The sequence below is a fragment of the Aminobacter sp. P4_H6_2 genome, assembly GCF_056400805.1.
Genome location: NZ_JBFUKO010000610.1, coordinates 1 through 3,173 on the forward strand (window position 1 = coordinate 1; position 3,173 = coordinate 3,173).

General features: G+C 65.3%; 3 protein-coding genes. 2 read left to right on the forward strand and 1 reads right to left on the reverse strand.

Going from position 1 to position 3,173, the window contains the following annotated elements:
- Together AC1DUU_RS27390 and pcaF are read left to right on the forward strand one after the other, a co-directional pair.
- Window positions 1-1,144, forward strand: a 1,144-nt coding sequence (locus AC1DUU_RS27390; RefSeq protein WP_476786499.1) for a 3-hydroxyacyl-CoA dehydrogenase family protein, incomplete at its 5' end; no start/stop codon positions are given.
- A complete protein-coding gene (gene pcaF / locus AC1DUU_RS27395) occupies window positions 1,141-2,343 on the forward strand; it encodes a 3-oxoadipyl-CoA thiolase (protein WP_476786500.1) in 1,203 nt (400 codons plus the stop codon). The genes AC1DUU_RS27390 and pcaF, both read left to right, overlap by 4 nt.
- Window positions 2,344-2,376: 33 nt before the next feature.
- Here pcaF and AC1DUU_RS27400 read toward each other — a convergent pair.
- On the reverse strand, window positions 2,377-3,173 hold a 797-nt coding region (locus tag AC1DUU_RS27400), incomplete at its 5' end, for a carbohydrate kinase family protein (RefSeq protein WP_476786501.1).

Sequence of the window (3,173 nt, forward strand, 5' to 3'; positions counted from 1 at the left end):
CGGCAAGGTCGAAAAGCTCGACAACATCACGCCGCGCAAGATCGAGACTGTCGGCATCGTCGGCACCGGACTGATGGGCGCGGGCATCGCCGTTGCGGCACTCACATCGGGCTATCGTGTCATCGGCGTCGAGCAGACGGTCGAAGCCGCCGAAAAGGGGCGCGAGGGCATCGCGGGCATCCTCGACAAGTCGGTCCAGTCAGGGCGTCTTTCACCGACAGTTCGCAACGAATGCCTTGGCCGGCTCGTGGTGACCTACAACGCCAGCGAACTCGCCGCCGCCGACCTTGTCGTCGAGGCGGTGTTCGACGATCTCACCGTCAAGACCGAGTTGTTCCAACGGCTCGACGGCATCGTCAGGCAGGATGCGATCCTCGCCACCAACACCAGCTACCTCAACCCCGACGAAATCGCCGCCGCGACCGCTCATCCCGAGCGCGTTGTCGGCCTCCACTTCTTCTCGCCGGCCAACATCATGCGCCTCGTTGAGGTCGTCGACTGCAAGGCGACCGCACCCGACGTGCTCGCTTCCGCGCTGGCCTTCGCCAAGAAGCTGGGCAAGTTGCCGGTCGTATGCGGCGTCACCGAAGGTTTCATCGGCAACCGCATCTTTTCCGCCTACCGCCGCGAGGCCGAGTTCATGGTCGAGGACGGTGCTGCACCGCACGAAATCGACGCCGCGCTCGAAGCCTATGGCTTTCCGATGGGCATCTTCGCCGTCTACGACATGGCAGGCCTCGAGATCGCCTGGGCACGGCGCAAGCGCCAGGCCGCGACCCGCGATCCCCGGGCACGTTATGTCGAAATCGCCGACAGGTTGTGCGAAGCGGGGCGCTTCGGCCGCAAGACCGGGCGCGGCTGGTACGACTATTCCAGTGGCGAACGGGCCGTCGATCCCGAGGTGACGGCGCTGATCGAAGCCGCTCGCGCGGCCAGGAACATTACCCCGCGCAGCTTCACTCCTGATGAGATCATCGCAAGGCTGCTCAAGGCGATGGCCGATGAAGGCGCTGCCTTGCTCGCTGAAGGTGTCGCCGCGCGTTCGAKCGACATCGATCTGGTGATGATCAACGGCTACGGCTTCCCGGCCCACAAGGGCGGGCCGATGGTCGCCGCCGAAACGCACAAGGACGCAAAGCCATGAGCGAAGCCTATATCGTCGGCGGCGTCCGCACCCCGATCGGCCGCTATGGCGGCGCGCTTGCATCCGTGCGCCCTGACGATCTTGCTGCCCATGCCATCCGTGAGGCATTGGCGCGACTGCCCGCCATTTCCACCGACCAGATCGACGAGATCGTGCTCGGCTGTGCCAACCAGGCCGGCGAAGACAACCGCAATGTCGCCCGCATGGCCGCACTGCTTGCGGGCCTGCCGGAGACGGTGGCTGGGACGACCATCAACCGGCTCTGCGGCTCCGGCCTCGACGCTGTCGGTTATGCCGCGCGCGCCATCAAGCTTGGCGAAGCAGACATCATCATCGCCGGCGGCGTCGAAAGCATGTCGCGCGCGCCCTTTGTCATGCCGAAGGCGACGAGTGCGTTCCAGCGCAGCGCCGAGATCTTCGACACCACCATCGGCTGGCGTTTCGTCAATCCACTGATGGAAAAACAATACGGCATCGATTCCATGCCGGAGACGGCCGAAAACGTCGCGGCGGAATTTTCCATTTCGCGTAACGATCAGGACCATTTTGCCCTGCGCAGCCAGGCGCGCGCCGCCGCTGCCCAGAAGAGTGGGCGGTTTGCCCGTGAAATCGCTCCTGTCACCATCAAAGGGCGCAAGGGCGAAGCGACTGTCGTCGAGCATGACGAGCATCCGCGCGAAACGACCATCGAAAAACTCGCCAGCCTTTCGACACCGTTCCGCGCCGGCGGCACAGTGACAGCCGGCAATGCTTCGGGCGTCAACGACGGTGCCGCGGCTGTGATCGTCGCGTCAGCCCGCGCGGTCGAACGCTACGGCCTGACACCGCTCGCCAAGATCGACGGCATGGCCACCGCTGGCGTAGCCCCCCGCGTCATGGGCATCGGTCCGGTCRCCTCGACGCGCAAGCTTCTGGAACGCAGTGGGCTGACCATCGCCGACATCGATATTATCGAGCTCAACGAGGCTTTCGCCGCGCAGTCGCTGGCCTGCATGCGCGAGCTTGGCCTCGCCGACGACGCGGCCCATGTCAATGTGAATGGCGGCGCCATCGCGCTTGGTCACCCGCTCGGCATGTCGGGTGCACGCCTCGTGCTGACGGCGGCGTTGGAACTTGATTTGCAGAGCACAAAGCGCGCGCTCGCCACCATGTGCATCGGCGTCGGCCAGGGTATTTCGCTGCTGATCAGCCGACCGTAGCGAGTTGTTCCTCGCTACGGCGATTTGGCGTCGTCAGCCCGCAGCCCGACGCTGCGGCTGGCGCAGGATCGCCGAGCCTCCTGCCGCCTGGACGGCAAGGCTGCCATAGGTGACGCCGGCGGCAAGGCAGGCTTCCTCGGACTGGCTGGAAAGCCAGGCATCGATGAAGCCAGCGTTGAAGGCGTCGCCCGCCCCCGTCGTGTCGACGACCGGAACCTCTTCGGCCCGCCGGTGCAGCAACTGGCCATTGGCCTTCAGCCATGCGCCTTCGCCGCCTGCTTTCAGGGCAACCACGGGGAAGGCCTTGGACAGGATCTCGATCGCTGCGATCGGATCGTTTTCGCGCGTGATCGCTGTCGCCTCTTCCATATTGGGCAGGAAGATGTCGACGCCGGCACAGCGTTCGAGCAGCTCGGCCTCGTAGATCAGCGTCTCGTCCCAGCTTGGGTCGAGCGACACGGTCAGCCCTTTCGCCTTGGCCCGGGTCACCAGATCGGGGATCTCGTGTAAGGTCGCGTATTCGGCGATGTGCAGATGCCCGGCATCGCTCCAGTCGAGCGCAGCCTCAAGTGTCGCCGGAAGCGCCGTACCGGCGCGCCGCGACAGGAACGCACGGTCGTTGCCGATCACCGAGGCGACGGTGACCTGCGGCCCCGCACCCGGCGAATGCTCGACAAAGCGAAGATCGACATTGCTTGCGCCAAGCTCGGCCTCGATCCCTGAAGACAGCGAGTCGGTGCCAAGGCGCGCCACCAGTGCTACCTTGCGGCCGGCATGGGCCATGTGGGCAGCCGCGATGAACGCACCGCCACCGGCAGCCATCTTCATGT